General features: G+C 42.8%; 23 protein-coding genes. 16 read left to right on the top strand and 7 right to left on the bottom strand.

Features of this window, described 5'->3' with window-relative positions; translation table 11 throughout:
• Positions 1 to 145: 145 nt before the first annotated feature.
• The gene (locus tag BXO88_RS02700) at positions 146 to 724 is read right to left on the bottom strand and encodes a TetR/AcrR family transcriptional regulator (protein ID WP_078036219.1); all 579 of its coding nucleotides are present in this window, start codon (positions 722 to 724) and stop codon (positions 146 to 148) included.
• Between the two features lie 674 nt (positions 725 to 1398).
• On the opposite strand from BXO88_RS02700, the gene BXO88_RS16685 reads away from it, so the two are divergent.
• From BXO88_RS16685 to BXO88_RS02665, 6 genes are all read left to right on the top strand, one after another.
• Positions 1399 to 1893 (top strand): FMN-binding protein, encoded by a 495-nt coding sequence (locus tag BXO88_RS16685; protein WP_139355481.1) that lies wholly within the window; start codon positions 1399 to 1401, stop codon positions 1891 to 1893.
• A 311-nt stretch (positions 1894 to 2204) separates the two neighbouring features.
• On the top strand, positions 2205 to 2636 hold the full coding sequence (locus tag BXO88_RS02685; RefSeq protein WP_078036218.1) for an FMN-binding protein: 432 nt from the start codon (positions 2205 to 2207) through the stop codon (positions 2634 to 2636).
• Positions 2637 to 2825: 189 nt separating this feature from the next.
• Positions 2826 to 4301, top strand: coding sequence for an MBOAT family O-acyltransferase (locus tag BXO88_RS02680; protein ID WP_078036217.1), 1476 nt, complete (start codon positions 2826 to 2828; stop codon positions 4299 to 4301).
• 29 nt (positions 4302 to 4330) lie between these two features.
• Positions 4331 to 5491, top strand: coding sequence for an alginate O-acetyltransferase AlgX-related protein (locus BXO88_RS02675; RefSeq protein WP_078036216.1), 1161 nt, complete (start codon positions 4331 to 4333; stop codon positions 5489 to 5491).
• A gap of 87 nt (positions 5492 to 5578) precedes the next feature.
• Positions 5579 to 6862: a replication-associated recombination protein A gene (locus BXO88_RS02670; RefSeq protein ID WP_078036215.1), complete on the top strand. Its 1284-nt coding sequence runs from the start codon at positions 5579 to 5581 to the stop codon at positions 6860 to 6862.
• Positions 6863 to 6956: 94 nt separating this feature from the next.
• Positions 6957 to 7850: a hypothetical protein gene (locus BXO88_RS02665; protein WP_078036214.1), complete on the top strand. Its 894-nt coding sequence runs from the start codon at positions 6957 to 6959 to the stop codon at positions 7848 to 7850.
• A gap of 173 nt (positions 7851 to 8023) precedes the next feature.
• Here BXO88_RS02665 and BXO88_RS02660 read toward each other — a convergent pair whose 3' ends face one another.
• The gene (locus tag BXO88_RS02660) at positions 8024 to 8200 is read right to left on the bottom strand and encodes a DUF4250 domain-containing protein (protein ID WP_078036213.1); all 177 of its coding nucleotides are present in this window, start codon (positions 8198 to 8200) and stop codon (positions 8024 to 8026) included.
• 234 nt (positions 8201 to 8434) lie between these two features.
• On the opposite strand from BXO88_RS02660, the gene BXO88_RS02655 reads away from it, so the two are divergent.
• The 3 genes from BXO88_RS02655 to BXO88_RS02645 all read left to right on the top strand — a co-directional run bounded on the left by BXO88_RS02655 (position 8435) and on the right by BXO88_RS02645 (position 10735).
• Positions 8435 to 8851 carry an HIT family protein gene (locus BXO88_RS02655; RefSeq protein WP_078036212.1) on the top strand — a complete coding sequence of 139 codons (417 nt, stop codon included), beginning with the start codon at positions 8435 to 8437 and terminating at the stop codon, positions 8849 to 8851.
• Positions 8852 to 8865: 14 nt separating this feature from the next.
• Positions 8866 to 9960 carry an undecaprenyldiphospho-muramoylpentapeptide beta-N-acetylglucosaminyltransferase gene (locus BXO88_RS02650; RefSeq protein WP_078036238.1) on the top strand — a complete coding sequence of 365 codons (1095 nt, stop codon included), beginning with the start codon at positions 8866 to 8868 and terminating at the stop codon, positions 9958 to 9960.
• Between the two features lie 82 nt (positions 9961 to 10042).
• Positions 10043 to 10735, top strand: a complete 693-nt coding sequence (locus tag BXO88_RS02645; protein WP_078036211.1) for a 5'-methylthioadenosine/adenosylhomocysteine nucleosidase — start codon at positions 10043 to 10045, stop codon at positions 10733 to 10735.
• Between the two features lie 153 nt (positions 10736 to 10888).
• On the opposite strand, the gene BXO88_RS02640 is transcribed toward BXO88_RS02645, so the two are convergent.
• Positions 10889 to 12001 carry a hypothetical protein gene (locus tag BXO88_RS02640; protein ID WP_078036210.1) on the bottom strand — a complete coding sequence of 371 codons (1113 nt, stop codon included), beginning with the start codon at positions 11999 to 12001 and terminating at the stop codon, positions 10889 to 10891.
• A gap of 194 nt (positions 12002 to 12195) precedes the next feature.
• On the opposite strand from BXO88_RS02640, the gene BXO88_RS02635 reads away from it, so the two are divergent.
• Positions 12196 to 12462 (top strand): hypothetical protein, encoded by a 267-nt coding sequence (locus BXO88_RS02635; protein ID WP_036606790.1) that lies wholly within the window; start codon positions 12196 to 12198, stop codon positions 12460 to 12462.
• 18 nt (positions 12463 to 12480) lie between these two features.
• On the opposite strand, the gene dtd is transcribed toward BXO88_RS02635, so the two are convergent.
• Positions 12481 to 12936 (bottom strand): D-aminoacyl-tRNA deacylase, encoded by a 456-nt coding sequence (gene dtd / locus BXO88_RS02630; protein WP_078036209.1) that lies wholly within the window; start codon positions 12934 to 12936, stop codon positions 12481 to 12483.
• A 172-nt stretch (positions 12937 to 13108) separates the two neighbouring features.
• Here dtd and BXO88_RS02625 point away from each other — a divergent pair, with 172 nt between their 5' ends.
• Entirely contained in the window at positions 13109 to 14236 is a 1128-nt protein-coding gene (locus BXO88_RS02625; protein ID WP_078036208.1) for a cation diffusion facilitator family transporter, read from the top strand.
• 325 nt (positions 14237 to 14561) lie between these two features.
• Here BXO88_RS02625 and BXO88_RS02620 read toward each other — a convergent pair whose 3' ends face one another.
• The 3 genes from BXO88_RS02620 to asnS all read right to left on the bottom strand — a co-directional run bounded on the left by BXO88_RS02620 (position 14562) and on the right by asnS (position 19074).
• Positions 14562 to 16487: an ATP-binding protein gene (locus BXO88_RS02620; RefSeq protein WP_078036207.1), complete on the bottom strand. Its 1926-nt coding sequence runs from the start codon at positions 16485 to 16487 to the stop codon at positions 14562 to 14564.
• Complete coding sequence (locus BXO88_RS02615; protein WP_078036206.1) at positions 16484 to 17563, bottom strand: metallophosphoesterase family protein; 1080 nt, start codon at positions 17561 to 17563, stop codon at positions 16484 to 16486. The genes BXO88_RS02620 and BXO88_RS02615 overlap by 4 nt, the downstream gene beginning before the upstream one ends.
• Positions 17564 to 17685: 122 nt before the next feature.
• Positions 17686 to 19074, bottom strand: a complete 1389-nt coding sequence (asnS, locus tag BXO88_RS02610; RefSeq protein WP_078036205.1) for an asparagine--tRNA ligase — start codon at positions 19072 to 19074, stop codon at positions 17686 to 17688.
• Between the two features lie 316 nt (positions 19075 to 19390).
• On the opposite strand from asnS, the gene BXO88_RS02605 reads away from it, so the two are divergent.
• From BXO88_RS02605 to mfd, 5 genes are all read left to right on the top strand, one after another.
• A complete protein-coding gene (locus BXO88_RS02605) occupies positions 19391 to 20665 on the top strand; it encodes a glucose-1-phosphate adenylyltransferase (protein WP_078036204.1) in 1275 nt (424 codons plus the stop codon).
• Positions 20662 to 21783 (top strand): glucose-1-phosphate adenylyltransferase subunit GlgD, encoded by a 1122-nt coding sequence (gene glgD / locus BXO88_RS02600; RefSeq protein ID WP_044993758.1) that lies wholly within the window; start codon positions 20662 to 20664, stop codon positions 21781 to 21783. Before BXO88_RS02605 ends, glgD begins: the two co-directional genes overlap by 4 nt.
• A gap of 134 nt (positions 21784 to 21917) precedes the next feature.
• A complete protein-coding gene (gene spoVG, locus BXO88_RS02595) occupies positions 21918 to 22193 on the top strand; it encodes a septation regulator SpoVG (protein ID WP_036606809.1) in 276 nt (91 codons plus the stop codon).
• Between the two features lie 243 nt (positions 22194 to 22436).
• Complete coding sequence (gene pth, locus BXO88_RS02590) at positions 22437 to 23021, top strand: aminoacyl-tRNA hydrolase (protein WP_078036203.1); 585 nt, start codon at positions 22437 to 22439, stop codon at positions 23019 to 23021.
• 25 nt (positions 23022 to 23046) lie between these two features.
• Positions 23047 to 26652 (top strand): transcription-repair coupling factor, encoded by a 3606-nt coding sequence (gene mfd, locus BXO88_RS02585; RefSeq protein WP_078036202.1) that lies wholly within the window; start codon positions 23047 to 23049, stop codon positions 26650 to 26652.
• The last annotated feature ends 92 nt before the right edge of the window (positions 26653 to 26744 follow it).

Below are 26744 nucleotides of genomic sequence, written 5' to 3'. Positions count from 1 at the left end.
TGCCGAACGGCACGTACGGTGGTGTGAGAGGGGGATTATATTCCCCCTACTCGATGTAAATCCGAAAAATGACAGATGTGTCTGAACAAAATAAAGCCGATGCGCTGCATCGGCTTTTAACTGAAATTATGTACAACAGCAGCATTCAGGCGGCTATACTGTAGTAATTGAGGACTCTGGATAACTCTGAATCGAGAGCAGCTTTTAAATCGAACTGATCAGATCCTGTAGCCCAGCAATATGCGATACCTCTAAAAGTATAGAGTATAGAGGTTACTATAGTTTCGGGAGAATATTCCGAAGAAAGCTCCTTTTCGTTAATTGCGTCGGTGACTAAGTCTTTTAAAGTAGCTTCCAGGCTTTTTGATCTGTTTATATTAAGATCTCTTCCCAGCATACGTATGGTACAGATCTCAGGTCCCTCATACATGATAAAATCTGCAATGAGATTCAGGAAAAGAGACATGATCTGACCCTTTCTGGTGGAAATAGAAGGATCATATGCCTTTTGCCGGATTATATCCTCATTTCCGGCTGTGCGATTGATCAAAATGTCAGCTTTGTTTTTGAAATGATAATACAGAGCCCCTGTCGTTATATCCAACTCTGCGGCGATCTGGCGGACACTGACATTATCATAGCCGTACTCTCTAAATAACTGGAAAGCCTTATCGGAAATTTTTTGTTTAGTGTTCTTGTGTGATGTTTCCATTGATTCGTTCATTTTGCTTACCCGTATTTTCTGATTATTTCATTAGTCTAGTAAAACATAAAACTATAAAATTTCAAGCAATGAAATTTTATAGAAGCTATTATAATGTAAAAATTCAATTTACTATATAAAATAAAGGAAGTTTTATGAAAAAATCAGAATAAATCAGTTAAAAATTCATCTTTCAGGTATTTATATATACCATATGGAAGTAAATAGGCGTTACGGATAATGTTTTGACGACAAAATACAGAGTAGTATTTGATGCGGCCCGATCTTAAATTACTTATCCTGTAACCATGGGATCCGTATTTTTTTGATTTTAATAAAAATGAAAGAAATATTCTGCAAAAGTCAAAAATTAATAAAAAGAAAACATTTTGAAAGAAAAGATGCATACATTATGTGCAAAATGCAAAAGTAAAATTACAAGTATAATGAAAAACGAGCAAAATCGATAAATTGTATTAGATTATGACTCTTAAGATTTCTTTAGATACCATCTTTCGGTGAAAAAATAAATTTGACTTTAAATAATGTGAAGTGTATTATACGTTCTTGTCTTAAACGGATGTGTAAGGTTTCTGTGTCGATCGATGTAGAAACCGGTCACGGATTGTCGTCCTGATGACTGAGAGGTCAAGAAATTTTCAGGATGATGTTTAACATTAGGAGGATAAAAAATTATGAAGAAGTTAGTTATGATGACAGCATCAGCTGGTCTTATGCTTGCACTTGCAGCATGTGGTTCTACATCAACTCCAGAGGCTACAACAGCAGCAGCTACAACAGTAGCAGCAGAGGAGACAACAGTAGCAGCTGAAGAGACAACAGCAGCAGCTGAAGAGACAACTGCAGCAGCAGAGGAGACAACAGTAGCAGCTGAAGAGACAACTGCAGCAGCAGAGGAGACAACAGCAGCAGCTGAGGGCGAGACTCTTACAGGTACAGCTAAGGGCTTCGGCGGAGACGTTACTGTAACTCTTACAATGGACGGAGACAAGATCGTTGCAGCTTCTATCGAGGGCAAGGATGAGACTCCTACAGTTGGTGGTGCAGCTCTTGAGGAGCTCGAGAAGCAGATCGTAGAGGCTGGTTCAGCTGATTTCGATGGTGTTTCTGGCGCTACAGTAACATCTACAGGTGTTAAGGATGCTGTAAAGGCAGCTCTTGCTAAGTAATCATAAGCTCATAGTTTTTGAGAAATATTAATAGCGAAATATACTTTCTACCCGATCATGTTGATATGAAGAGGTGGAAGTAAGCATAGATCCCTTTCGGAGCAGCTGGTTATTCAGTTATCCGGAAGGGATTTTTGCATCTTTAAATTTTAATAATATCGTTCAGTTTTTTACCTTGTTATCAGAGATCAACTTTGGCATCATAAAAGGGAGATAATTTTTATTGTAATTATCATTCTGGAATCAAAGTTGAAATTTTAGTGTTTTGGATATTCATGAGATCGTTATAGATAGTCAGGGAGGATATATATATGAAGAAATATATAGTTTTAGCAATCGCAGGATTAACTTTTACTCTCGCGGCTTGTGCCGGTAATGGAATACCTGATGCCACAACGCAGGCGGAAACCACAAAGGCTGACAGTAAAAACGATGAAACAAAGGAAGTAAGCGGAAGTGCTGAGGGATTTGGCGGAACCATAACTGTTACATTGAAGATGCATGGCGATGATATAGTAGAGGCGTCCATACTTGGAAATGACGAAACGCCGGAAATAGGCGGAGCCGCTCTCGCTGAGCTTGAGCAGCAGCTCGTGGAGAAGGACAGCTTCGATATAGACGGAGTGTCCGGAGCAACCTACACATCTGAGGGTGTAAGAAATGCTACCAAGGATGCCCTGGGACTTTTTCTTCCGGATGAAGGAAATATGAAATCTGAAACCGCAGAAGCAGTGAAAAAGTGATATGACATTTAAAGGTGGAGCCATGAAAGTGGCTTCACTTTTTTTGTAGAATAGTGTACGTGGGGATATTAGCCCCTCGATTTGTTTAATGGAATTAGGTATAATGCTTTAGGCGATCGGTAGGGGGATACCCTTTACTTCGTGATAAATTTGATCAGTTAAAGCATATTTTTTGGAGATATACACCGGATGGTATTTAGTTCAACACTGTTCTTGTTTTGTTTTCTTCCTGTTACTCTGGCAGGTTACTATATATGCATGACTCTGGATAAAAGAGTTTTGGGGAAACGAAAAGAAATGAGTAATTTCTGGCTCCTCATAATGAGTGTACTCTTCTTTTCGTGGTCGCAGATAGGCTATCTATGGATAATAGCGCTAAATATACTTATTAATTTCATAGGTGCAGGTCTTATACATTGGCAAAAGGAAAAAAGGGGTGGGATCACTGCCAAGCTGCTTCTGGCAGTGACTGTTATTGCGAACCTATGCATACTTTTTTACTTCAAGTATTTCGACTTTACAGTGGATACTGTAAATCATATTTTCAACAAAGCGATTCCGCTCAGAAAGATTATCCTTCCTATAGGAATCAGTTTTTTCACTTTTCAGGCGATGTCCTATACCATCGACGTTTACAGGGGAAAAGCCGGAGTTCAGAGAAATCCGTTTAAGCTTGCTCTTTATGTGATGCTTTTCCCTCAGCTTATTGCGGGGCCTATAGTACGTTATACCGATGTGGAGGCGGAAATAGACGAGAGAACTGTGAGTCTTTCGGATTTCTCCCGGGGAGCCAGAAGATTTATAACTGGACTTGGTAAAAAGGCATTGATTGCCAATACAATGGCGGTGACAGTGGACGGGATCTTTTCCCGGGGAATAGAGAACAACACGGTAGCCATAGCATGGCTTGGAGCTGTAGCCTATGCACTTCAGATATATTTTGATTTTTCAGGTTATTCTGATATGGCTATAGGCTTGGGAAGGATGTTTGGTTTCCATTTTCTGGAGAACTTTAATCTTCCATACATTTCAGGATCTGTAACCGAGTTCTGGCGTCGCTGGCACATATCTCTCTCAACCTGGTTCAGGGATTATGTATATATTCCGCTTGGAGGTAACAGGAAGGGGACATTTTCGACCTATAGAAATCTGTTTATCATTTTTCTTCTTACAGGTATATGGCATGGTGCCGCATGGCATTATATCTTCTGGGGAATATGGCATGGTGCGTTCATGCTGATTGAAAGATCATTCATAAAGTCGGATGATAAATCGAAGGGTCGCATATCTATAGTCGATATAATGAAACATGTGTATACTTTGCTTGTAGTCCTTATGGGATGGGTATTTTTCAGAGCAGATACGTTGACACAGGCTATCTGGTATATTAAGACCATGTTCGGTAGAGCTTTGGGACCGGAGCCTGGATTTTCTGCCATGTGGTATCTCGACGGCTGGACAGCCGCTATGCTGATGGCAGGTTTAATGTTTTCGACGGGACTCCCTGAAAAAGCTTCGGAGATAATTAAAGCGAAGCTTGAAGCTGCATCGGCCGGAGATTTATATGAGATAGGCAGAGACATTTTACTTGTGATCCTGCTTCTGATGTCGTCCATGAGGATAGTGTCCGGAACATACAATCCTTTCATTTATTTTCAGTTCTGATAGCTTATATAAGAGGCGCTTTTTATTATATGGATCTAAACAATAAATTAAAAATTCAAAACCTGATATTTGCCGTTTCCTTTATTATGATCATTACTGTTCCTCTCATAACGGTCAACAGAGAAGATGGAGCCATATCCTATGATGAGAACAGATATCTTGCCGGAAGACCTTCCATAGTGGATGGTGATGGTCAGATAAACAAGGCATTTGCAACGGATTTTGAAAACTGGATAAACGATAACATAGGACTGAGACCTCTATTCGTAAAGACCAATGCAAGGCTACAGTATCATGTTTTCAGAAATCTTTCTGCAGCCGGAGCCGGAAGCTCTGATTATTATCTGGGACCGGATGGAGAGTTTAATTATGCGGAAAAAGAGATGCTGAAGGATTATCAGCATAAAAATCTCTACTCGCAGGAGCAGCTGGATGAGCTTTCTTCAGCATATGAGAAGATCAGAGAGACATTGGACCAAAGGGGAATAAGATATTACTATATGCAGTGCCGAGACAAGCACAGTATATATCCTGAACAGTTCATGTCATCTGTCAGGCAGTATGGAACGGAATCTCTGGTGGATCAGGTCCTTAAGAATCTGAAAGCAAATACATGGGTCAATGTAATCGATACAACAGAGGCACTTACAGAAGGAAAGGTCGGAGGCGATACCTTCGGAAAATATACGGATCCTTCTCATTGGACGGAGAGAGGAGGATACCTTGCATACAGAGAGCTGATGGATGAGCTTAATGCATCAGACCGGAACTTCCGTGTGCTGGAGTCTGAGGACTACGAGATCACTATAACGGATCAGGGAACCACTCTTTTCGGAGGCATACATGAGGAAGACATGCAGGAGAAATTCAGCATAAGAGATCCCAAGGCGGTTGAAAAGGATGAAGCTATGATGCCCCTTGAGGGGACAGGACACAGGATTTTTATCTGTGATGAAGCTGATAATGATGAGGTCGTCCTCATCATAGGAGACTCCTATGTGGAAAATTACATACTTGATGATATAGCGGAAAGCTTTGGTAAAACCATATTTGTCTGGGGAGACTATAGTTCACGTTTTATGGATTTCGTAGAGCTTTATCAGCCTACTATAGTGATCAATGAAAATGCGGAGAGATGCAGTTACAGATTCCCCATGATAGTGGATATGGCAACAGGGCTGAATGGATGAGAACAGCGCTCTCTATACTTATATTAGTGTAAACGGTTTTTAAGTCATGCCGGTATTATTATCCGGTTGCTGACTTCGGAGGTGAAAATGGATCTTTTTGAATATATGGCGGAGAAAAACAAAGAGGATGATGCGCCTCTTGCATCCAGACTGAGGCCTGAAACCCTTGAAGAGGTAGTTGGGCAGGAGCATATAATCGGCCCGGGGAAACTGCTTTATCGTGCCATAAAGGCGGATAAACTTGGGTCGATCATATTTTATGGACCGCCCGGAACAGGAAAGACCACTCTTGCGAAGGTTATTGCCAAAACTACCAGTGCGGATTTTGAGTCAGTCAATGCCACTGTGGCAGGGAAAAAGGACCTTGAGGATGTGGTGGCGAGAGCTAAGCAGAATCAGGGCGGATATGGACGGAAGACCATTCTTTTCGTAGACGAGATACATCGTTTCAATAAGGCGCAGCAGGATTATCTTCTTCCTCATGTGGAGGATGGAACCGTAACACTTATTGGCGCGACTACGGAGAATCCCTATTTCGAGGTGAACAGCGCTCTCATTTCACGTTCACGTATATTTGAGCTTCGCCCGCTTTCCGCTGAAAACATTGGCACACTTATTGACAGAGCCCTTACAGATGCTAAGAAGGGAGTCGGTTCATTCCATGGATATATTGACGAAGATGCCAGAACATTCCTCGCCCACACTGCAAATGGAGACGCCAGAGCCGCTCTCAATGCCATAGAGCTGGCAGTGTTGACAACAGACAGGGATGCTGACGGACGTATACATATAACGCTTCCTGTGGCTGCAGAGTGCATACAGAAAAGAGCGGTGAGATATGACAAGGACGGAGACAATCATTATGATACGATTTCAGCCTTTATCAAGTCCATGAGAGGTTCTGATCCGGATGCCGCTGTATACTATCTTGCAAGGATGCTGAAGGCCGGTGAGGACATAAAGTTTATAGCCCGTCGTATGGTGATATGTGCTTCCGAGGATGTCGGTAATGCTGACCCACAGGCGCTGGTTGTGGCGACTAACGCTTTTCTTGCCGTAGAACGTGTGGGTATGCCTGAGGCTCAGATCATTCTTTCCCAGGCGTGTACCTATATCGCTTCTGCACCAAAGTCCAATGCATGTTGTACTGCTATATTTGAAGCTATGGATGAGGTGGAGCGCTCAGGAGGACTGCCCATACCGCCGTATCTTCAGGATGCCCATTACAAGGCAAGCGCGGAGCTCGGAAGAGGAGTGGGGTATAAATATCCTCATGACTATCCAGGAAACTGGGTGGAGCAGCAGTATCTCCCTGATGCGATAAAAGACAGAGAATTCTATCATTTTACGCATAATCATAAGAAAATTTAATAAAGAGTTAAGGTGATTGCAGTAGAAGAAAGAAATCTTTAGTGCTATTTTAGTTATCGCTTGTTTTTTAGATTTATACAGAGGAGATTGGATTATGAAAAAATGCTTATATACAGCCATTGCGGCCATGATGGTGATTTCACTTGCGGCATGCGGTGGAGAAAAGAAAGATGATGCGAAGACAAAGGAGACTACAGCAGCAAGTGCGGCTGTTGAGGGAATCGGAGTTGACGGTGACGGAAGTATAGCAGGTCCTGTGGACATTTCAGGTATGTTTGATTTTCAGGCTACAGTTCAGAAGGTTGACGGTTCAAAGCTTACTGTTGAATATGCGGATGGAACAAGCCTCACAGTTGACACATCAGATGCCTTCATAAATCCTGCATGGCAGCTGATGCCCGGTGATGAGGTCGACATCTTCTATGAGGGAGATGCAGAGGTTCCGGCAGACGGTACAAAGGTAGCAGAAGTGGTTATGTCTGTTCCGTATGAGCTTTGCTCAGAGGATTACGCTTCAGAACCTCAGGTTTATGGCGAGATCGTTAAGTTGGATGAGAATTCAATCACCGTTCGTGAGGAGGAAGGTATAAACAGTGATAACGGTCCTAAGGACGGTGAGGAATATACCTTTAAGATTCCTTCCTATGCAACAACTATAGGTGAGCTTAAGACCGGCGATTACGCACAGGTGCTTTATATCGGAGAGCTCGGTTCAGACAGTGTTGCTACATATCGTATCTGTTCAGATGATATGATGGAGGATCCTGCATCAGATGTGTATGAGATCAAGGGAACTCTTGATAAGGTTGAGTCAGGAGTGGTTTATCTCAATACAGACGAGGGAGACGTTTTCTGCTTTACTGTTGACGGTGATGAAGCATTGGCAAAGCTTGCTGATGACTCAACAGGCAAGAAGGTCAAGATCAGCTATACTGATTCTATCCGTATGAGAGTTTCTACATGTAACGGAATCACAGTCATCGAGTGATGAGATGAAGGATGTGTGAGGTCTCGTTGCAGAACGATCAGAGTTCTGTGGTTGACTTTCACATATGGAATAAATACCTATAGCAAAATAAAACCTCTATATCCGGTTTCTGATATGAAATCCGTGATATAGAGGTTTTTTATTTATCGGTACGTTACCGGTATATGAGCTTTTTACTTAAACTGATTAAGTGAAGAGTTATAGTGAAGATCCACTGATGCAAGTGTTTTCTCCAGAGAAGATCTGTCCAGATCCAGAGCAGCACAAAGGCTGTCCAAAGAATCATAATTATCCCTGAGCTGGGTATTTATGTAGCTCATAAGCATATAGGGGTCTTTTGGAATAGACATGGGGCACTCCTTTTCTGTATAATGGTCAGGTTTTTTATATATGAGGCAAAAGATGGCTCATGACCTGTATTTACTGTTTCTGTAACATCTCATTGTAAAGCTTTCCTCCTTTTTGTCAATGATTACATAGGGATGAACGCCGGACGACTTGTGTAAGAGAAAACATAATACTATAATATTTTTAGTTTTTTGAAATAAGAAAAATACTTTCCTTTTTAGACAGGAGAACAAACTATGAAAGATGATAACTGTATTTTTTGTAAATTAGCAAACGGAGTCATTCCGACAACTACGCTTTATGAGGATGATACATTCAGAGTGATATTTGATGCAAATCCTGCAACTGACGGACATGTTCTCATCCTTCCGAAGGAGCATTATGCAAATCTTGCAGAGCTTCCTGATGAGATCTCTTCAGGCGTTATGCCTCTTGCGGGAAAGATAGGTAAGGCTATGCTTTCAGGTCTCTCGGCAAAGGGTTTCAATGTTGTTCAGAACAACGGAGAGGCAGCAGGTCAGACTGTACATCATTTCCATACACATATCATTCCGAGATACGGAACTGAAAAAGAGATGGTTTTATGGAAACCAAATGAGGTTTCTGCAGATAAGCTTTCAGAGACCTGCGAAAAGCTCAAAAAAGCACTGTAAGGAGTAGTTAAATGATAGGAAAAGTAGTGCTGACAGGAGGCGGAACAGCAGGACACGTTACTGCCAATATCGCACTTTTGCCACGGATAAGGCAGGATGGCTATGAGGTTTTCTATATAGGCTCATATGATGGCATAGAGAAGCAGATGATGGAAAAGGAGGACGTGCCTTATACAGGTATAGCCACCGGTAAGCTTCGAAGGTATTTTGATATAAAGAACTTTTCTGATCCTCTGAGAGTCCTGAAGGGCTACAGAGAAGCGAGAAAGACACTGAAAGAGATAAAGCCGGATATAGTTTTCAGTAAGGGTGGATTCGTTGCCGTTCCTGTAGTATGGGCGGCCCACAGTCTTCACATTCCCGTAGTGACCCATGAATCCGATATGACGCCCGGTCTTGCCAACAGACTCTGTCTTAATGCTGCAGAGAAGATCTGCTGTAATTTTCCTGAGACACTGAAATCATTGCCTGAGGGAAAAGCGGTCCTCACAGGTTCTCCTATAAGAGAGATACTTTTGAAAGGAACCAGAGAGGAAGGACTCGAAATGACCGGATTTTCCGGTAAAAAACCTGTGCTTATGATCATAGGCGGTTCCCTCGGATCTGTAGCCATCAATAATGCTGTGAGGGAGCTTCTTCCGAGGATACTTGAGGATTTTGATGTGGTACATGTCTGCGGAAAGGGAAATCTGGACACTTCTCTTGAAGGTACAGCCGGATACAGACAGTATGAGTTCATTACCAACGGTTTACGTAATCTTTATGCACTTGCGGATGTGGTCATCTCCAGAGCAGGTGCCAATGTTATCTGCGAGCTCCTCGCACTGAAGAAGCCGAACATCCTTATACCGTTGCCCCTTGATGCCAGCAGAGGTGACCAGATACTTAATGCGGAATCCTTTGAAAAGCAGGGGTTCAGCTATGTTTTGGACCAGCATGAGATGGAAAAGGACAGGGAACTTCTCTTCAATGCCATAAAGGAAGTTCATCTCAAAAAATCGGGATACATCATCGCCATGCAGAACTCCAACCAGAGTAACGGTGTGGACCATGTCATTCAGGTACTGAGAGATGTGGTCAAGGAAGATCAGTCTAAAAAGAAAAGCTGATGACATATCACAGGAAAGCCGGTAAAACTTGAGCTGTAATGGGAATACAGGCAGTTTGAACGTATTAAATAAAGGAGAAAGTATGATAGGAATTATAGGTGCAATGGATGAAGAGGTTGAGAAGCTTAAGGCTTCCATAACCGATGCGAAGACAGAGGAACACAACGGACTTGCATTTGTAACAGGAAAGCTTAACGGAAAGGATGTTACGGTTGTACGGTCAGGCATAGGTAAAGTTAATGCGGGAGCCTGCACAGCCGTCCTTATCGACCGCTATAATGTTGATTGCGTTATAAATACAGGTATTGCAGGTTCTCTGGATGCTCATATCGACATCGGTGATATCGTCATATCCGAGGATGCTGTACAGTATGACATGGACGCTACAAACTTCGGATATAAGCTTGGAGAAGTTCCGAGAGTGGGCACCATGGAATTTAAGGCGGATGACAAACTTATAGCATTTGCGGAAGAAGAGAACCGAAGAGTTAATTCGGATATTCACACTTTTATCGGACGTGTATGCAGCGGAGATAAATTTGTATCAGACGGAGAAACAAAGGAATGGATCATCAAGCATTTCCAGGGTAAATGCTGCGAGATGGAAGGTGCTGCCATAGCGCAGGTAGCATGGCAGAACAAGGTTCCGTTTGTTATCATCCGTGCCATTTCCGATAAAGCTGATGATTCGGCTCAAATGGATTACCCTACTTTCGAAAAGAAGGCCATAGAGCACTGTGTGGCTCTTACAGAGGCACTTGTCGGAAGGCTGTAAAGAATAGTATTTTCAACATCATGTGCGGTTTCTTAAGAAACCGCATTTTTTATTTCGGAAATTTACGGTTCAACTAAAAAGCAGCCATCCTTTATGGATGACTGCAGATTTTATCGTTATTCACGAATGAAATATTATCCGAAAGTAAAAAGTTTATCTTGCTGTTGCACCGGCTGTTGTGGGCTCCGGATGGTCAAGTCTGGTTACAGCATCGATAATTGAGGATGCTTCTCCGCTTTCAAGGAGAGCCTTGATCTTATCTATAGCTTCGGAAGACATATGAGCTTTTCCCAGATACTGCTCATAATTTCTGGAAAGATTTAATGCCTGTTCTTTTTCCTTGATCTCAAGCTCTGACCTCTGATTTACCGCGCTGGTGAAGGTTGAAGAAAGCTCATCTATCTTAGGCTTTGCCGCAGCCTCTATTTCATCGATGATGATGTTTCTTGTAACCGTATCAAAGGTGTTCTGAGCGCTCTGTTTCTGGCTGATGATATCGCTTCTTTCCTGCTGGATCTTTGCTATCTCATCATCGAAGTTTTCAAGATTATAAACCGCTTCATTGGAATCTTTTCTGATAAGTTTTTCTTTCTTTCTTATATTCTTTTTATTGAGCTTTATGCGGTTTTTTATATCTCGACCCTGACGTACTGCACCGGCATATCTTCCGGAAATGTTCATGATGATAACGTATATACCTCCGAAAAGAAGTATATCGACCACATAAACCAGGGCAAGGTGCCAGATCTGATGATTGGGAATAAAGAAATATATTCCAAAGGGAAGAAGTGCAAAAACGGCTATAAATACAAGAAGGAAACAGGTAAGCTCTCCGATGCCCGATGGATGGAAAAGAGTATAGAACAGATCTGTTCTATAAAACATAGGAGCATTATCCCTTTTCATCACTGCAGTTATCTGGCGCTTGAGCTCTTTGTTTTCGATCTTTAAAGGCTCGGTTTCGCTCTTTATACGGCCCCTGACGCCTTCCTGCTTCGCCTTTTCTCTGTCTGCCTGACTCTTTTTCAGTCTGGCCTCCACCTGATTTATCTGGCGATCATATGTGGCGGTAATATCATCACTTCTCTGCTTAATAGTCTTATCTATCTTATCCTGTACTTCTTTGCGTGCCTTATCCAATAATACAGATGTCTGTTTTTCAGTGTCTCTCATCTTTGCAAGCTGAGTTTTCACATCCTGATATTCAGCAATAGCATTTTTGGCTTCGTCCAAAAATGCCTGGGGATTTTCTATTTCCATTCCCATTACGTCTGCCTCCTAATGTCATAATATTAAGACTACTATGATTTTAAAGCTCTTTTGTGAATTATTTATTAACAAAACGAAATTTTTTTCGTTTTTTAACTGTTTTTCACAAAAAATCCCCAACTAAAAAATATTTGAATTCATAGTATGAATTAGGTACTATTATTATCATTATTTATTTTGAGGAGAACTCTATGTTTAGGATGAATGGAACCATATACCGTGACGGTCAGATGCTTAAGGACTGTGTATCCAGACAGGAAGACTACTCTATGTCACGTACAGACAGAGTCCTTACTGCACTTAAAGAAATCTGTGAATATATGGATCTTGCTGTGCCCATCTGGCTGGAGCCAAACATCAGAGAATTCAAGCGAAAGTCCATAACCTGTTTCAGATCGGATTCCTTCGTTGAACCGATAAATTTTGATTATCTGAGGATAGAAGTGATAGAGGAGTGAATGACTTTTTGTTTACCCTCATTCGTTGAATAGCTGTTGAGAGTCCAACATCAGAGTGAAGGGGCCATCATTCAGAAGATCAACCTTCATATCTGCTCCGAATTCTCCATGCTCTACATTGCGAACATAGTCTTTGCACCGCTCTGTAAAATATTTATATAAGGCATCTGCCTTCTGAGGCTCACCTGCCTCGATAAAGCTCGGACGGTTACCCTTACGGCAGTTCGCATACAACGTGAACTGACTTACTACAAGAACGGAACCTCCTACATCTGAAAGGGAGCAGTTTGTTTTTCCGTTTTCATCAGGAAAGATGCGAAGACTGCATATCTTTTTTACCATCTTGTCGGCTATCGCCTCTGTATCGGTATCAGAAACACCCAGAAAGATAAGAAAACCTCTGCCTATTTTTCCTATAACAGAATCATCAACAGTTACCGATGCATGCTGCACCACCTGAACTACACATCTCATAGTGACCTCTTTCCAAAGAGCATGGCACTCTGCCGCTCTCTATGACTTAACATATCCCCAAGTTTAGCATATTGTTTCTGAATTAGGTATCAATATGCATTGAGATACGATCGTGTTTAGTAATATAATTCTCATATACTTAAATCAGACTTGAAGTTTAGCAGGAGGGATTATGGCTCAATTAAGTAAGGATAAGGATCGCGGTAAAATTATTATAAAAACAAGTATCATCGGAATAGTCGCCAATGTTTTTCTCGCAGCTTTTAAGGCTGTCATCGGACTGATGTCTAACTCCATAGCAATCGTGCTTGATGCCGTGAACAATCTCTCTGATGCCATATCGTCAGTTATAACCATAATAGGCACGAAGCTTGCCAGAAAGCAGCCTGATAAGAAGCACCCCTTAGGACATGGCAGAGTAGAGTATCTGACCGCAACTATCATCGCCGTCATCGTATTTTACGCAGGTGTGACTTCTTTTGTTGAATCCGTTAAAAAGATCATTGATCCGGAGAAACCGGATTACAGCATCGTGACACTGGTTATAATCGCTGTCGGTGTTGTGGTAAAGATACTTTTGGGAAGATATGTAAAAGGAGTGGGCGAAAAGGTGAATTCTGACTCACTAATCGCATCCGGCTCTGATGCCACCTTCGATGCGGTCATATCAGCTTCTACACTTGTTGCAGCTGTGATCTTCATATACAGCGGAATATCTTTAGAAGCATGGCTCGGAGCGATAATCTCAGTCATCATCATGAAGGCAGGTTTTGGGATGCTTCAGGATACTGTGTCTCAGATACTGGGAGAAAGAGTGGATTCCTCTCTCAGCAAGGCCATCAAGATGACTATAGCAAGCTTTCCGGAGGTGCGTGGAGCTTATGATCTGGTACTCCATTCCTATGGTCCCGATACCTATATGGGCTCGGCTCATATAGAAGTTCTGGACACCATGAGTGCTAGAGAATTGGACAGGCTCATGAGAGACATCACCTATAAGGTTTATGATGAGCATAAGGTCATCATGGAGGGTATCAGTATCTATGCCATAAATACAAGCGATGATAAGATACAGGATATGCTGATCCGCTGCAGAGAGATAGTTATGTCCAACGATCATGTGCTTCAGATGCATGGTTTTTATGTTGATGATGTAAGGAAGGTCATTAATTTTGATGTTATCATAGAATTTGCAGCAGATGACAGGAGAAAGATCTTTGAAGAAATCGTAAAACGGATTCAGACAGAATTCCCTGAATATAAAATCGAACTCACTATGGATGCGGATATAAGTGATTAAATTACTTGACAGTTGAGAAAGAGCCGGTGCAAAGCATCGGCTCTTTTTAATAAAAATGCGGCTCCTTCAGGAAACGCACATGATATTGAATTGAAAAACGACTCAACTTTCAGAAAAATTGAGGCAAAACCCAGAAAAACGACTCAACTTTCAGAAAAATTGAGCCAGAACCCGGGAAAAACGACTCAACTTTCAGGAAATTTGAGTTAAAATCCGAAAAAACGACTCAACTTTCAGAAAAATTGAGCCAGAACCCGGGAAAAATGACTCAACTTTCAGAAATTTTGGTCCAAAGCCCTGAAAAATTCACTCAACTTTCAGTTTTTCAAAGCTCGATGAAATTGAAATCATCATTTGCTTCCTTCAGTATCCTCTTTTCACGGGTATGACATGTGAAGAGAAGTATCTGACCCTTATGTATCTCCATGATGAAATGAAGAGCCGAGTTAAGGCGCTTTTCGTCATACATGGCGAATGAATCGTCGAAGATAAGAGGAAGTCTGTTGGCTTCAACTTCGGAACGTGCAGCGAGCTTACCGTTTTGCATGAGACGTGAAGCTGCAAGACGGAGAGCCAGATAGATCTGGTCCATGGTTCCGCTGGAAACGTCCTCTATGGGAACAAGTTTTGTCGGTGTATTCATGTAGATCTCCAGATTCTGGTCTATCCACATGGAGTCATAAACCCCTCCGGTTATACCGGAGATCAGATCGCCGGCCTCCTTGTTCAGGTAGTGACCGAAGCTCTGCTTGATATTGGCTTCTAGCTCTGTCATGGTCTCATAGGCCAGATTGATGGCATCGATCTCTTCTGCAAGGGCATCGTTATCACTAATGGTTCTCTTCAGCATCTCTGCACGGTTTTTAACATTAACAAGATGCTGGAGCTTACCTTCGAGCTCTGTCTGCTTTTCGTTCTGTTTCTGAAGCTCTACGTCGTATTTGCGCTCGTTATCGTTTAGTCCCTGAATCTCTCTGGTAAGCGCCTCAAGTCGTTCTCTGTTGGTATCCAGTTCGCTGTTTACCTTAAGAAGTTCTTCCATGTGTGTCCGGAAGCTGTTTACCGCCTGGTCGTTTATGTCAGAGAAACCTATATATCTTGTTAGCAGCTCGCCCAGTTCCTTTGTGGATCTTGCGAGATTCTTTCCACTGGTGACATTGTTATGAAGTGCCAGCGAACCCAGCATAAAGAACAGTACAAAAAAGAAGGTACATATGGCTACCGGAACTGTGGCTCCCAAAGTGGAGCTTTCAACGATTTCCTTGATCATGGGAATCTTCTCGGGAGCAAGATTCAGAGCTGCGGCAAACTTCGGAGAACCTGCGGCAGCGAATAAAATATCTGCTATCAGATTCAGAACAGCAAGGAGCATGAGTGCTGAAGGAATTATGATCCTTGAGGGCTTTTCCTTCTTTTCGTTCTCTTCCTTATATGAATCATAAAGCTCGAGACCTCTGTCCAAAGTGTCCTGAATTTCGATATCGTCCTTGAGCCCTGATTGCTGTAAGGTGGCTTCCTGCACAGCGACTTTTTGAAGCATCTCTTCTTTCTTTGTCTGTCTGTCTACCTGTTCGGTACGTACTTCTGTACGAAGGTTCTGGAACTTTCGAAGCTGATTTTCGTATTCGGGCTGCTGTATATCTCTTTCAATGTTTCTGACTTCTCCTACGAGCTGCGCATAGGTCTTTGCGGCATCCGGTACTATCTTGGACTGAAGATGCTCCTTCTGCTTATCCAGGATCTTCAGGGCACTGGAGCTGTCAAGTGACATATCTCCTGTAGAATTGAGATTTCTAATGCAGGATTTAAGCTCGTTTATCATGCCTCTGCTGGTGGCACTTCGAAGCTGTCCTATGGAGACTGTATTCTCGAAAGCTGTTTCTGAGATACCGTCCAGCATTTCATTAAGCCAGGCTTCAGGATTTTCTACCTCTACACTATCGGTTTCGTTTCTGATGGAAAGACTATCCATATTGAAGTCCCTGCTGATAAGGTAGATCTTACCAAGGTGCTCGATACGGAGGGTGCCGCTATAATCATCCGGATATTCCCAGGACTGATATTTTTTTGAAAGCTGTCTTCCGGAACGTCTTCCGAGACCGTAAAGCATGGCCTGAAGGAATGAATGAAGCGTGGATTTTCCTGCTTCATTATGGCCATAGATGATATTCATGCCATCCTTCAGACGTAAATCGAATTTATGAAACTTACCGAATCCCTCGATGTGAATGTCGATAAAACGCATGATCATCTACCACCCTTCTGAGATTTTAGTAAGGCATTGATCCCGTAGTACAAGGCCTTTTTTTCAACATAGCTCATATCATCCGGATCCTCTCTGAGAAGCTTTCGGATATAGAATCCGATGATGTCGGATGGATGTTCCTTGTAGATGGCGGCAAAGTCATACTGAGGCTCTGAATCATCATGTATGCTCACCACTCTGTACTCGTGGGTGATGGATGCCAGATTGAAACGTACGTCGGGATTACGTTTTCCGGATATGCGCAGCATGTAGATATTGTCCGTACCCTTTGCTTTGATCTCGCTGAGAATGCGACCTGTCAGCACATCGTTGGAGGTTTTGTCAGTTACCTTGAACTCCAAAGGAATGTAAGACACTCTTGAGGCATCCATGAATGTAAGACGCTGTACCTTATGAGTTATAGGGTTGATATCCCCGAAGTAAAATCCATGAGGTCCGGTCTCGCTGAGATCCAGGGGCTCAGGAGAACCTGAGTAGATGACTCTGCGTTCCACTATTTCTACAGGTTTATGAAGATAACCTAATGCAACATAGTCAAAAGGAAGCTTTGCCAATGTCTCCACATCCACCGGCATATGATCCTGGTCGCCGCCGTGGGCCAGTAGTATATGGATATGTCCGTCATTTTCAGGCTCTATGGTGTCGATGACAGTTTCCTTGAGTTCTCTGGTGTGATATGAGAAACCGTATACTTTTGTGTTTATATCATCGAAATAAACGGATTCGGGTTTATCGCCCAGTATCCATGTTACGTTGGCGCTCCAGTTGAAACTGAGCAAAGCTGAGTTGGAACTGATACGGTCATTTTCACCTGAAATGATCACCACATGTGTAGATGGGATAGAACTGAAAAGATAGTTCAGCTCCTGAAGGTCTTTATTCATGGGCTGACGGTGAAAGAGGTTGCCCGCTATAAAAAGACAATCGACGCTGAAATCACGACACTTTTCGATGATCTTACGAAAGGTGGTCTTGATATCATTTGCGCGATCCTTGCCCCATGCCTGATCTGAATCAGGCACCATGCCCCAATTGACATCTGATGTGTGAATAAAACGCATTTGCTGCTCCTACAAATTACAAATAATTAAAATAATATAAGATATATTTTAACTTAATAATAATAAATAAAAAAGTGCTTATCAAATAAAAAAACGGGCAGATAAATCTGCCCGAATGCTTATTAAATATCACAATTTCCAACTGTTCTTGGGAATGGAAGTACGTCACGAATGTTCTGGACACCTGTGATATACATGACAGCTCTCTCGAAGCCGAGACCGAAGCCGCCGTGGCGGGTCGTACCGTATTTACGAAGGTCAAGATAGAACTTGTACTGTTCCATATCCATGCCCATCTCTTCCATACGTGCAACAAGCTTGTCATAATCCTCTTCACGCTGTGAACCGCCCATGATCTCTCCGATTCCCGGAACGAGACAGTCAACTGCGGCAACAGTCTTTCCATCAGGATTCTGCTTCATGTAGAAAGCCTTGATATCCTTTGGGTAGTCGGTTACGAAAACAGGCTTCTGGAAATGCTTCTCTGTGAGATAGCGCTCATGCTCTGTCTGAAGATCAACACCCCATGATACCTTGTACTCAAACTCGTCATTGTGCTCTTCGAGAAGCTTGATCGCATCTGTGTATGTGATACGGGCGAACTCGGAGTTCATAACGTGGGTAAGACGCTCTATGAGGTTCTTGTCCATGAACTGGTTGAAGAAAGCCATCTCTTCTGGAGCGTTCTCAAGAACATACTTGATGATGAACTTGATCATATCTTCCTCACAGGCGATAACGTCGTCAAGATCGGCAAATGCCATCTCAGGCTCGATCATCCAGAACTCTGCAGCGTGACGCTGAGTGTTTGAGTTCTCTGCACGGAAAGTAGGTCCGAAGGTGTAGATGTTTCTGAAAGCCTGTGCGAAGGTCTCTCCGTTAAGCTGTCCTGAAACTGTAAGTGATGTCTTCTTGTTGAAGAAGTCCTGTGTATAATCGATCTCTCCGTCAACTACAGGTGCTTCATTAATAGGAAGAGTAGTTACCTGGAACATCTCACCGGCACCCTCAGCATCAGATGATGTGATAAGAGGTGTGTGAACATATACGAAGCCTCTCTCCTGGAAAAATACGTGGATGGCGTAAGCTATGAGTGAACGTACACGGAACACAGCCTGGAAGGTGTTTGTTCTCGGACGAAGATGTGTCATGGTACGAAGATACTCAAGTGTATGTCTCTTTTTCTGAAGAGGATAGTCAGGAGTAGTAGCACCTTCTACTGTAACCTCTGTTGCCTGAAGCTCGAATGGCTGCTTGGCATCCGGAGTAGCAACGATCTTTCCCTTAACGACTGCAGCGGCTCCGACACCGAGCTTTGCAATCTCTGCGAAATTGTCCATGTCATCATGGTAAACCACCTGAAGTGGAGTAAAGAATGTACCGTCTGAAATGACAAGGAAACCAAACTGCTTGGAATCACGATTTGATCTAACCCAACCGCCTACGGTCACTTCCTTATCATAGAAGGCCTCTTTATTTTTGAAAATTTCTCTTAAAGCAGTAACTTCCATAATTTTCCCCTGTTCTAATTTAAAATAAAAATATCGGGATCCAAATCTCGATTGATTTTAGATTATACTTTAAACATATCGTGTTTTCAACGTTTCTCATAATTTATGCATAAAGAATTGTATGCAATTTCTTAAAAATCCGGGCTGAAAAATAAAATTCAAATATTTTTTATATTTATTTGACAAAATATGAGATCAAAACGCTCTCTGTGTGGTTATTTTTACCATTTTTGAGTTAACAGAGAGGAAATACGGTGCTATAATGAAGAAAGCTTGATAATTTTTACACTTTTTTTTACAACTATGAGGTGATGACGTGATTAAAAAAGAAATGATCGCCATGCTGCTAGCTGGCGGCCAGGGTTCACGCCTTGGCGTACTAACAAAAAATGTCGCAAAGCCTGCAGTTTCTTTTGGAGGAAAGTATTCTATTATCGACTTTCCTTTGTCAAACTGCATTAATTCCAGTGTAGATACTGTCGGAGTCCTGACACAGTATAAACCATTACGTCTGAATGCCCATATCGGAATCGGTATTCCATGGGATCTCGACCGTAACAGAGGTGGTGTGACCATCCTTCAGCCTTACGAGTCACAGACAGGTGCAGACTGGTTCTCCGGTACTGCCAATGCGATTTATCAGAATATTGAGTACATCGATAATTATCATCCTGACTATGTTCTGATTCTTTCAGGCGATCATATCTACAAGATGGACTACGAGGTCATGCTCGAGTATCACAAGGCTATGAATGCGGATTGTACCATCGCATCCATGCCGGTTCCGATGGAGGAGGCAAGCCGTTTCGGAATCACTGTTACAGATGAAAACAATCGTATCATTGATTTCCAGGAAAAGCCTAAGGAGCCAAAGTCAAATCTTGCGTCTATGGGTATCTACATTTTCTCATGGCCTGTACTTCGCGAAGCGCTCATCACAAACAAGGATGTTCCGGGAGAGGATTTCGGCAAGCATATCATCCCGTATCTGTTCCAGGGAGGTAAGCGTATTTTTGCTTACGAGTTCAACGGCTACTGGAAGGATGTAGGAACACTTCAGTCATACTGGCAGGCCAATATGGAGCTGGTAGCTATCATTCCTGAGTTTAACCTTTATGAGGAGTACTGGAAGATCTATACAGATACCAAGAATCCTGCACCTCAGTTCATTTCAGAAAACTCTCATGTTGAAAGATGCCTCATTGCAGAGGGCTGCGAGATTCACGGAGAGGTTCATAATTCGGTAATCGGTGAAGGTGTAAGAATTGAGTCCGGGGCAGTAGTAACGGATTCGGTTATTATGTCAAACGCAGTGATCGAAGCAGGTACAAAGATTGACAAGGCAGTTATCGCACAGGATGTTAAGATCGGTAAGAACTGCGATATCGGTGTAGGTGATTTTGCACCAAGCGTTTATGATCAGAGAGTATATAATGCAGACCTTGTTACAGTGGGAGAGAATTCTGTTATTCCTGACAATGTAAAAGTCGGCAGAAACACCGCTATCTATGGCGTTACAACAGCAGAGGATTATCCTGACGGATTACTCGCAAGCGGCGGAGCAATCATTAAGGAGGACAGCGAGATATGAGAGCGATAGGTATTATTTTAGCAGGTGGTAACAACAAGCGTATGCGGGAACTTTCCAACAAGAGAGCTATCTCGGCTATGCCTGTTGCAGGTTCATTCAGAGCTATTGATTTTTCACTTTCCAATATGTCCAATTCACATATTCAGAAAGTTGCCGTTTTGACACAGTACAATTCAAGATCCCTTAACCAGCATCTTTCATCATCAAAGTGGTGGGATTTCGGACGTAAGCAGGGCGGTCTGTATGTATATACACCAACCATCACGGCAGAGCACAGTGACTGGTTCAGGGGAACAGCGGATGCGCTTTATCAGAACCTTGAGTTTCTTAAGGCATCACACGAGCCGTACGTTATCGTTGCAGCAGGTGATGGCATCTACAAGCTTGATTATAACAAGGTTCTTGAATACCACATTGAAAAGAAGGCTGACATTACTGTAGTTGTAAAGACTATGGAGCCTAATACAGATGTTTCGAGATTCGGATGCGTAAAGCTCAACGATGACGGACGTATAGTTGATTTCGAGGAGAAGCCTATCTCTACAGATGCAAACACCATCTCCTGCGGTATATATGTGGTTCGCAGACGTCAGCTCATCGAACTTCTCGAGAAGGCACATGAGGAAGACCGCACTGATTTTGTAAATGATATCCTCGTACGCTACAAGAACGTAAAGAGAATCTACGGATATAAGATCGAGACCTACTGGTCCAATATCGCTTCGGTAGAATCATACTACAAGACAAATATGGATTTCCTAAAGAGAGATGTAAGAGATTACTTCTTCCGTACATTGCCGGGCGTATATACAAAGCTAGAGGATAATCCTCCGGCAAAGTACAACCCTGACTGTAACGTTCGTCATTCCATACTTGCCAGCGGATGTATCGTTAACGGAACTGTTGAAAATTCAGTTCTGTTCCGTAAGGTATATGTAGGAAACAACTGCGTGATCAAGAATTCAATCATTCTCAATGATGTTTATATCGGAGACAACACAGTTATCGAGAACTGTATCGTAGAGAGCCGTGATACCATACGTGCCAATACTACATATATCGGTAAACCGGATGATATAAAGATAGTGGTTGAGAAAAACGTGAGATACCAGATGTGATCATCTGAGTATCAGAGATAGTAGGATTCAATTGAAAATGCATGCGCAAAGCGCATTGAAGGCGTTTTCTCTTTATAAACTAAGCAAAATACGTGACCGAAGTGAAGACAACCGGGGTCAGGGAAGGGAGCAATATGCAGGTAACAGACGTGCGGATTCGTAAAGTGGATAAGGAAGGCAAGATGAAGGCCATCGTATCCATCACATTTGATAACGAGTTCGTAATTCATGACATTAAGGTGATTGAAGGTGAGAAGGGTCTCTTCATTGCCATGCCGTCCAGAAAGACTGCTGATGGAGAGTATAGAGATATCGCTCATCCTATCAAGTCTTCAACAAGAGACGCAATTCAGAGCATCATCCTGGACAAGTATCAGGCTGAGATGATTTCTGAAGCTGAGGGATTTTGATTCCTGACACATAATAAAAAGATGATCTGGAGTCGCTGTTTTACGGCGGCTCCTTTTCCATGTGATGAAAACTTCCTTTTGCTTGCTTTTGAGATATAAAAAATATAAAATGCACAAAGTCAAAATGAAATAAAGGTGTTGCTTCGCAGCGGATGAGTAAGTTTGCAAAGGATCAAACGCTTTATGTATACATAATTTGATTAAACGAATGGTGAATATGAAAAAACAAACGGAGGATATTACATGTATTTGATAGCAGGTCTCGGAAATCCGGAGAGAAAATATGAAGGCACACGTCATAATGCAGGATTTGCGGCAATAGATGCTCTTCTTGATAAAATGGGTGGAGAGAAGCTTAATGAAACAAAGTTTAACGGAGCATATACCAGGCTTCGTTATCAGAGTGCTCATGGACTTGAACAGCTGATCGTGGTAAAGCCGCTGACATATATGAATCTTTCGGGAAACTGCATTGCGCCTTTAGCCAATTTTTATAAAATAGAACCAGAGCACATTATAGTATTCTCTGATGATATCAATCTTGACGTAGGACGTATGCGTATCAGATCGTCAGGATCTGCCGGTGGTCACAACGGGCTTAAATCAATGATTTCGAGTCTGGGATCTGATAAATTCGGAAGAATACGTGTTGGGGTAGGTATGAAGCCGGACAATATGGATCTGGCGGTACACGTTCTTGCAAAGTTCAACCAGACTGACGAAAAGATAATGAAAGAAGTATATGAAGAGGCTGCATCAGCGGCTCTGGATATCATCGATAACGGAGTTGAACATGCGATGAACAAGTATAATCCGATGAAGCTTTGATTGGACAAGACAAAAAGGAAGGTACATGGTTAATCCGTTTTTAAGAACAAAAGACTATGAAGAGCTGCAGCAGGCTTTAGCAGCAGGCAAAGGACCCGTAACCGTCACCGGAACTGTGGATCCTGTGAAGGCACAGCTTTTGGTGTCTCTGGACAGCGCCAGACAGGTATCTGCAAAAAACGCAGGATTCAAATCCGGGAAAAACTGGAAACTTATGGTTGTAAAGGATGAGCTTACCGGAAAGCAGTTTGTGAAGGATATTCATGCTTTTTCAGAAAATGCCTGGTACTATCCGGCAAAGGATTTCCTTTTTTATCAGGCCGACACTCAGGGAACTCTTATAACGAGGCAGAGAGTGGAGGTTCTGAAGCACCTCATGGAAGATGAGGGAGGGGTGATTGTTGCGAGTATAGATGCCCTTATGGATAAAGTGCTGGGAAAAGAGAATTTCTCGGAAGCGGTTCTCACTGTAAGACCCGGTATGGTCATGGAGATGGAAGCTCTGACAAGAAAGCTTGCGGATCTCGGATATGAGCGCATGACTGAAGTTGAGGCCATGGGGGAGTATTCGGTCCGCGGCGGAATAGCGGATATATATCCCTTTACTGCTGAGAATCCTATTCGTATAGAGTTCTGGGATACGGAAGTCGATAATATACGAAGCTTTGATGTGGAAAGCCAGCGATCCATAGATTCTCTGGAAGAAGCTGAGATATATCCTGCATCTGACAGAGCAAACGGAAAGAGCAGCGAAGGGAAAGAAGTAAGTCTTCTCGACTATTTCGGAGAGGATGATGTATTTTTCCTGGATGAACCTGACAGACTTAAGGAACGTGGCGAGGCGGTAGAGGCAGAGTTCAGAGAGAGCTTTGAAGCACGTCTCGGTGAGATGCAGAAGCATGCAAAGCTCACTGCGGTGCTTGAGGCTAACGGTATGGGAGTTCAGGATGAGAAGGATCCTGATAAGCTTATCTATGGCATAGATCAGATTATGGAGAGGCTCTGTGATAAAAGAACGGTTGCATTCAGTACCCTTGGTACAAATCTGAAAGAGCTGGATTCCAAGCAGTCATTTCATTTTGAAACTACGGAAGTTATTCCTTATAAATCCGGCTTTGAGCTTCTGATAAAGGATCTTAAGCATTGGCAGAAAGAAAACTATGAAATAGTGCTTCTGAGTCCATCGAGGACCAGAGCTTCAAGACTTGCACAGGATCTCAGAGATTATGATCTCAGGGCATATTGCCCCGACACAAAGAGCGATTCTGAAAGGGATTCCGGTAATATATCATCAGAGGGAAGAGCGATCTATCCCGGAAATATAACAGAAGGGGGAAGCGGTGAAAAAACACGCGGATCGAGCGGTGCAGGAAGCACAGACCGGTCAGGAGTATTCGGTTCCGGTGCCCTTCATGCGGCAAGAGAGGAAGCCGAGAGGGGAGCCATACAGGTAAGATTCGGTGTACTTAACAGTGGCTATCAGTTCCCCAAAGAGAAGTTTGTTCTCCTTACTGAAGGTGACATGTTCGGCAATGCCAATGCGGTAAAGAAGAAGCGCAAGCAGAAGAAGTTTGATGGACAGAAGATTTCTAAGCTAAGTGAACTTTCTGTCGGCGATTATGTAGTACACATAGATCATGGAATAGGAATCTACAAGGGTATAGAACGTATCAAATCCGAGGGGATAACCAAGGATTATATCAAGGTAGAATACGGTGACGGTGGAAATCTGTATCTTCCTGCTACAAAGCTGGATGGTATACAGAAGTATGCAAGTCAGGATGCAGGAAAGGCGCCCAAGCTGAACAAGCTTGGGGGATCTGAATGGCAGAAGGCTAAAAGTCGTGTTCAGCATGCGGTAAAGGAGATTGCAAAGGATCTCGTCAGGCTCTATGCGGCAAGACAGAGTACCTCCGGATACAAGTTCGGAAGAGACACTGTATGGCAGAAGGAATTTGAGGAAATGTTTCCTTATGACGAAACGGTTGATCAGGAGCTGGCCATAGATGCCACAAAGGCTGATATGGAGAGTCATAAGATCATGGATCGTCTTATCTGCGGAGACGTGGGATATGGTAAGACCGAGATTGCATTAAGAGCAGGGTTCAAAGCAGTACAGGATTCAAAGCAGGTGGCATATCTGGTCCCTACGACCATATTGGCGCAGCAGGTCTACAATACCTTTGTGGAACGAATGAAAGGCTTCCCTGTCAACATTGTACTTCTGTGCAGATTCAGAACACCTCAGCAGATAAAGAAGTCCATAGAAGACATAAAGGCCGGGAGGGCAGACATTGTCATAGGTACCCACAGGCTTTTGAGCAAGGATGTACAGTTTAAGGATCTGGGGCTTCTTATCATAGATGAGGAGCAGAGATTCGGTGTAACTCATAAGGAAAAGATAAAGAACCTGAAGCAAAATGTTGATGTTCTGACGCTTTCTGCCACGCCGATACCGAGAACACTGCATATGTCACTTGCGGGGATGAGAGATATGTCTGTCCTTGAGGAACCGCCCATAGATCGTCAGCCCATACAGACATATGTTATGGAGTATAACGACGAGCTTATCAGAGAGGCCATCACTAGAGAGCTTTTGAGAAACGGGCAGGTATACTATGTCTACAACAGAGTGAACAATATAGCTGATATAGCGGCCCATATTCAGAAGCTGTGTCCTGATGCAAGAATCTCCTATGCTCATGGGCAGATGTCGGAGAGTCAGCTGGAAGATATAATGCTTCAGTTCATAAATGGTGAAATAGATGTACTTGTATCAACCACCATTATAGAAACGGGACTGGATATTCCCAATGCGAACACCCTGATCATTCAGGATGCGGAACGAATGGGACTGTCTCAGCTTTATCAGCTGAGAGGACGAGTTGGAAGATCAAGCCGTACTGCCTATGCGTTTCTTATGTACCGTCGTGGAAAGATGCTCAGTGAAGAATCCGAGAAGAGGCTAAAGGCTATCAAGGAGTTCACACAGCTCGGATCCGGTATCCGAATCGCCATGAGAGATCTGGAGATAAGAGGCGCCGGTAATGTTCTGGGAGCGGAGCAGCATGGGCACATGGAAGCGGTTGGATACGATCTTTACTGCAAGCTCCTTAATACTGCTGTCATGGCAGAAAAGGGAGATGTAGAGGAGATTCCGGATTTTGATACACAGATAAGCTGCGATATAGATGCATATATCCCGGATTCGTACATATCCAGTGAGGCGCAGAAGCTGGACACTTATAAAAGGATATCGTCTATCACTGGTGATGATGATTACAGTGATATGCAGGACGAGCTCATAGACCGTTTTGGAGAGCTTCCGGTAGAGTGCGAGAATCTTCTTCATATAGCAAAGCTTAAGGCGCTTGCACATCAGTGCTATGTGACGGAAGCGGATATTGACAGGGGTATGTTCAAGATTCTTTTTGATAAAAAGGCAGATATCAATGTAGATGCGATACCGGAGGTTATCAGAGAGAATTACGGGCAGTTAAGATTTTCAAACGGTACTTCGCCTATGATGGTATTCCGTCAGAGCACCAGAGAGAAGACCTGGAGTATAAATGAAACCATAGAACATCTTGAAGGTACCCTCAGACGGATAAGAAAACAGACATCTGTTTAATTGAAAATTACTTTTATCTGAAAATATGTTTGCAAAAGTTGCAAAAAAGGCTAAAAACCACGAGATTCTGCGGTTCTTAGTTGACATGAGTG

It is taken from the genome of Oribacterium sp. C9 (assembly GCF_002007235.1).
Lineage (GTDB): Bacteria > Bacillota > Clostridia > Lachnospirales > Lachnospiraceae > Oribacterium.
This window is presented reverse-complemented; position numbering and strand designations above follow the sequence as displayed.

Bases quoted from the DNA above. Each gene is read 5' to 3' on its own strand.
- BXO88_RS02670 (WP_078036215.1), top strand. From the start codon at position 5,579: ATGGATCTTTTTGAATATATGGCGGAGAAAAACAAAGAGGATGATGCG.
- BXO88_RS02680 (WP_078036217.1), top strand. From the start codon at position 2,826: ATGGTATTTAGTTCAACACTGTTCTTGTTTTGTTTTCTTCCTGTTACT.
- BXO88_RS02640 (WP_078036210.1), bottom strand. From the start codon at position 12,001: ATGGGAATGGAAATAGAAAATCCCCAGGCATTTTTGGACGAAGCCAAA.
- BXO88_RS02625 (WP_078036208.1), top strand. From the start codon at position 13,109: ATGGCTCAATTAAGTAAGGATAAGGATCGCGGTAAAATTATTATAAAA.
- dtd (WP_078036209.1), bottom strand. From the start codon at position 12,936: ATGAGATGTGTAGTTCAGGTGGTGCAGCATGCATCGGTAACTGTTGAT.
- pth (WP_078036203.1), top strand. From the start codon at position 22,437: ATGTATTTGATAGCAGGTCTCGGAAATCCGGAGAGAAAATATGAAGGC.
- BXO88_RS02645 (WP_078036211.1), top strand. From the start codon at position 10,043: ATGATAGGAATTATAGGTGCAATGGATGAAGAGGTTGAGAAGCTTAAG.
- BXO88_RS02635 (WP_036606790.1), top strand. From the start codon at position 12,196: ATGTTTAGGATGAATGGAACCATATACCGTGACGGTCAGATGCTTAAG.
- mfd (WP_078036202.1), top strand. From the start codon at position 23,047: ATGGTTAATCCGTTTTTAAGAACAAAAGACTATGAAGAGCTGCAGCAG.
- BXO88_RS02675 (WP_078036216.1), top strand. From the start codon at position 4,331: ATGGATCTAAACAATAAATTAAAAATTCAAAACCTGATATTTGCCGTT.
- BXO88_RS02685 (WP_078036218.1), top strand. From the start codon at position 2,205: ATGAAGAAATATATAGTTTTAGCAATCGCAGGATTAACTTTTACTCTC.
- BXO88_RS02665 (WP_078036214.1), top strand. From the start codon at position 6,957: ATGAAAAAATGCTTATATACAGCCATTGCGGCCATGATGGTGATTTCA.
- BXO88_RS02660 (WP_078036213.1), bottom strand. From the start codon at position 8,200: ATGTCTATTCCAAAAGACCCCTATATGCTTATGAGCTACATAAATACC.
- BXO88_RS02655 (WP_078036212.1), top strand. From the start codon at position 8,435: ATGAAAGATGATAACTGTATTTTTTGTAAATTAGCAAACGGAGTCATT.
- asnS (WP_078036205.1), bottom strand. From the start codon at position 19,074: ATGGAAGTTACTGCTTTAAGAGAAATTTTCAAAAATAAAGAGGCCTTC.
- BXO88_RS16685 (WP_139355481.1), top strand. From the start codon at position 1,399: ATGAAGAAGTTAGTTATGATGACAGCATCAGCTGGTCTTATGCTTGCA.
- BXO88_RS02620 (WP_078036207.1), bottom strand. From the start codon at position 16,487: ATGATCATGCGTTTTATCGACATTCACATCGAGGGATTCGGTAAGTTT.
- spoVG (WP_036606809.1), top strand. From the start codon at position 21,918: ATGCAGGTAACAGACGTGCGGATTCGTAAAGTGGATAAGGAAGGCAAG.
- BXO88_RS02615 (WP_078036206.1), bottom strand. From the start codon at position 17,563: ATGCGTTTTATTCACACATCAGATGTCAATTGGGGCATGGTGCCTGAT.
- BXO88_RS02700 (WP_078036219.1), bottom strand. From the start codon at position 724: ATGAACGAATCAATGGAAACATCACACAAGAACACTAAACAAAAAATT.
- glgD (WP_044993758.1), top strand. From the start codon at position 20,662: ATGAGAGCGATAGGTATTATTTTAGCAGGTGGTAACAACAAGCGTATG.